5 protein-coding genes are annotated in these 3,669 nt (G+C 61.8%); 1 reads left to right on the top strand and 4 read right to left on the bottom strand.

Translation table 11 applies throughout. The annotated features are described in order from the left end of the window. The 3 genes from BFP90_RS28795 to BFP90_RS11455 all read right to left on the bottom strand — a co-directional run. The coding region (locus tag BFP90_RS28795) for an AMIN domain-containing protein (RefSeq protein WP_256097470.1) at nucleotides 1–359 on the bottom strand (359 nt) is incomplete at its 3' end. A 15-nt stretch (nucleotides 360–374) separates the two neighbouring features. Further along, nucleotides 375–845, bottom strand: coding sequence for a tRNA (adenosine(37)-N6)-threonylcarbamoyltransferase complex ATPase subunit type 1 TsaE (tsaE, locus tag BFP90_RS11460; protein ID WP_065894498.1), 471 nt, complete (start codon nucleotides 843–845; stop codon nucleotides 375–377). Further along, nucleotides 833–1,693: an NAD(P)H-hydrate dehydratase gene (locus tag BFP90_RS11455; protein ID WP_065894496.1), complete on the bottom strand. Its 861-nt coding sequence runs from the start codon at nucleotides 1,691–1,693 to the stop codon at nucleotides 833–835. Before BFP90_RS11455 ends, tsaE begins: the two co-directional genes overlap by 13 nt. Nucleotides 1,694–1,756: 63 nt before the next feature. Between BFP90_RS11455 and queG the strand changes: the two genes are divergently transcribed. After that, nucleotides 1,757–2,821 (top strand): tRNA epoxyqueuosine(34) reductase QueG, encoded by a 1,065-nt coding sequence (gene queG, locus BFP90_RS11450; RefSeq protein ID WP_065896722.1) that lies wholly within the window; start codon nucleotides 1,757–1,759, stop codon nucleotides 2,819–2,821. Here the strand turns inward: queG and BFP90_RS11445 are convergent. Then, nucleotides 2,818–3,435, bottom strand: a complete 618-nt coding sequence (locus tag BFP90_RS11445; RefSeq protein WP_170827587.1) for a trimeric intracellular cation channel family protein — start codon at nucleotides 3,433–3,435, stop codon at nucleotides 2,818–2,820. The genes queG and BFP90_RS11445 overlap by 4 nt on opposite strands. Nucleotides 3,436–3,669 lie beyond the last annotated feature (234 nt).

The raw sequence follows: 3,669 nt of genomic DNA, 5'->3' as shown, positions 1-3,669 counted from the left end.
TATTGAGCGTTGGGCGCCAGGGAAAAGCTTTTGGGGGTCACGGCCTTTTTCAGGTCGATGACCACGCGCAGGTCGGTCGGCGTGCGCTGGGCCGAACGCATGGCGGTAATGGGTGTATTGGCGGTGGAGACCTTCAGCGGCGCAGCCAGGCTCGCACCGTTGATGTCGATCACCAGGCGATCAGGCGCCGTGAGGGTAAAGACGCTGTGCTGGACCGGGCCAGACAGGTCGAACACCAGTCGCGTGTTATCCGGCGCTCGCCACAGGCGAACACTTTTCACCTGTGAAGCAGCCAGAGCATTGACAGTCATTGCCGCAAGCAACACCCCCACGACAGCAACCAACGCGCGAAAGCGCATACCTAACCCCACCAATTATTTGAATTCCAGTGCCAAAGCGGCGCACCACGACTGGCCGCGCACGCTCTGGGGCAACAACTTCAACTGACGTCCGTGCTCATGCGGCGTAATGGTAATGGTCATGTCCGGCTTTGGCAAAAAGCCTGTGCCTTTATTTGGCCACTCGATCAGGCATAACGCGTCTTCGTCGAAATAATCACGGATGCCCATGAATTCCAGCTCTTCAGGGTCCACCAGGCGATAGAGGTCGAAGTGGAAAGCGCGAATATTACCGATCTCATAGGGTTCGACCAGGGTGAACGTCGGACTTTTTACCGCGCCGGCATGCCCCAAACCGCGAATGATGCCCCGGGACAGCGTGGTCTTGCCCGCCCCCAGGTCGCCCTCGAGGAAGATCAGCCCCGCCCCGGCCGTGACCTGGGCAATGCGCCGGCCGAGGTCGACCATGGCCTCTTCATCGGCCAGGAAAAAAATCACTTCAGACACGGCGACTGCTCCTCCAACAATTGACGAATGGCCGGTATCAGATCACTGGCGGCCAGGCCGCGGCCAAACGTGCCCTGGCGATCCCCTGCCGTGGCGTGCAACCACACGGCCAGGCAGCTTGCCTCATAAGCGGGCATGCCCTGGGCCAGCAGTGCGCCTACCAGCCCGGCCAACACATCGCCCAGCCCTGCCGTCGCCATCGCGGGATGGCCTTGGTCACAGCGCGAAACACGTCCGTCCGGGCTGGCGATCAAACTGCCGGCCCCCTTGAGAATAGTCACCGCGTTGAATCGCTGGCTCAACGCGCGCGCCACCTTAAGGCGGTCGGCCTGAACCTCGGCTGTCGAAATGCCCAACAGGCGCGCGGCTTCGCCCGGATGCGGGGTGATCACGCAGTTGGCCGGCAGGCTGACGCTGCCGGTCGCCAGTTGATTCAAGGCGTCGGCGTCCCAGACTTGCGGCTGCGGCGCGTTGGCGGCGACGGACAGCAGGCTTTTACCCCAGGATGCGTCACCCAGACCGGGCCCGATAACAATGACCGAGATCTTTTCCAGCAGGCCCATCAGCTGATTGGCCGAACTCACGCCCTTTGTCATCACCTCCGGCAGACGCGCCAGCGCGGCGGGAACATGCTCCACGCGTGTCGCCAGCGACACCATCCCCGCACCACTGCGCAATGCACTTTCGGTACTGAGCAGCGCTGCCCCGCCAAAGCCTCGGTCGCCGCCAATCACCAGCAGGTGGCCAAACTGACCTTTATGCGCGTCCAGCGAACGCGCAGCCAGTTGCGGCAAGTGGCCCGGCAACAACAGCTGAACGTCGGTTATTTCATGTTTTGTCTGAGGCATGCGTCTTCAAGCTCCGATGTCTGGCAGAATTATACGCATCTAACCTGTGGTTTCCCGTGTCTCATGCCCGCTATTACCTCCGATCTGCCCGCCCTCGCCCAATCGATCAAAGACTGGGGCCGCGAGCTGGGCTTCCAGCAAGTCGGCATCAGCGGCCTGGACTTGGCCGAGCATGAACAGCACCTGCAACGCTGGCTCGACGCGGGCTACCACGGCGAGATGGACTACATGGGCGCCCACGGCAGCAAACGTTCGCACCCCGACGAGCTGGTGCCGGGCACCTTGCGCGTGGTGTCGCTGCGCATGGATTACCTGCCCGGCGACACCCAGATGGCGCAACTGCTGGCCCAGCCGGAAAAAGCCTATATCTCGCGCTACGCCCTGGGCCGGGACTATCACAAGCTGATCCGCAAGCGCGTGCAGCAACTGGCCGACCGTATCCAGGCGCAGATCGGGCCGTTCGGCTTTCGTGCCTTCGTCGACAGCGCGCCGGTCCTGGAAAAAGCCATCGCCGAACAGGCCGGCCTCGGCTGGATCGGTAAAAACACCCTGGTCCTCAATCGCAAGGCCGGCAGCTATTTCTTCCTCAGCGAACTGTTTGTCGATTTGCCATTGCCGGTGGACCCACCCCACGCCACCGAACACTGCGGCCGCTGCACCGCGTGCCTGGACATCTGTCCTACCAACGCCTTCGTCGGCCCCTACGTGCTGGATGCCCGGCGCTGCATTTCCTACCTGACCATCGAGCTCAAGAGCGCCATTCCCGAAGACCTGCGCCCGCTGATCGGCAACCGTGTATTTGGCTGCGATGACTGTCAGATCGTTTGCCCGTGGAATCGTTTCGCCCGCACCACCGCCGAAAGCGATTTCAAGCCACGGCATAATCTGGATAACGCGGAACTTGCCCAATTGTTTATGTGGGACGAGGATAAATTCCTCAGCAGCACCGAAGGCTCAGCTTTGCGCCGCGCCGGTTACGAGCGCTGGCTGCGCAATTTGGCGGTGGGCCTGGGCAATGCGCCGTCGAGCATTGCGGTGCTGGAAGCGTTGAAGGCGCGGCGCGATTACCCGTCGGAAATGGTGCGTGAACATGTGGAGTGGGCGCTCAAGCAACACGCCGCACGCTAGTGGACGTCGTCGTTGTAGACGAACTTGGGCATTTCCCAGTGAAAACGGATCGCCAGCAGGCGCAGTAGAAAGCCGCTGAACAGGGTCAGCAGAATCGCCTGTTCGCTGGGCAATTGCAGATACAGGCACAGCAAGTAGAACCAGGCGGCCAGGAACGACACGCTGGCGTACAGCTCACGGCGAAAGATCAGCGGGATGTCGTTGCAGAAGATGTCTCGCAGGATGCCGCCAAATACGCCGGTGATCACGCCGCTGACCGAGGCCACCAGCATGCCATGCCCCATTTCCAGGGCGGTCATGCAGCCGATCAGGGTGAACGCCACCAAACCCAAAGCATCCAGCGCCAGGAACAGCGAGCGCAGGCGGCGCATCAGCGGTGCGATAAAGATGGTCACCAGCGCGGCCACCGAGGTCAGCACCAGGTATTCAGGGTGCTTGACCCAGGTCAGCGGGTAATGCCCCAGCAGCACATCGCGCACCGACCCGCCACCCAGCGCCGTCACGCAGGCAATCAGCACCACGCCAAACCAGTCCATGCCGCGTCGACCGGCGGACAAGGCGCCGGTCATGGCTTCGGCGGTGATGGCGATGAGGTAGAGCATCAACAGCATGATGGCGATCCTTGCAGGGAGGTCGGCAGTCTAATCATTTGCTGATGGCACCAAAAGGGGGCGCTCCGAGATAAACCCGGTCGCCCTTCAACACTTGGATTTGCAAATCCATTCCCATGTGGGAGGGGGCTTGCCCCCGATGGCGGCCTCTGAGCCGACCAGGATGCTGGATTGGAACGAGTACATATCCGTTTCTGCGGTAACGGCCACTTAGGGTTCCGCCCTGACGGCGGCTCA

Source organism: Pseudomonas sp. 24 E 13 (genome assembly GCF_900004715.1).
GTDB classification, from domain to species: domain Bacteria; phylum Pseudomonadota; class Gammaproteobacteria; order Pseudomonadales; family Pseudomonadaceae; genus Aquipseudomonas; species Aquipseudomonas orientalis_A.
The sequence above is the reverse complement of the archived record's forward strand: the minus strand, read 5'-3'. Positions and strand labels throughout refer to the sequence as shown.

Excerpts from the sequence above, each read along its gene's own strand:
- queG (WP_065896722.1), top strand. The coding sequence starts at position 1,757 with ATGCCCGCTATTACCTCCGATCTGCCCGCCCTCGCCCAATCGATCAAA.
- BFP90_RS11455 (WP_065894496.1), bottom strand. The coding sequence starts at position 1,693 with ATGCCTCAGACAAAACATGAAATAACCGACGTTCAGCTGTTGTTGCCG.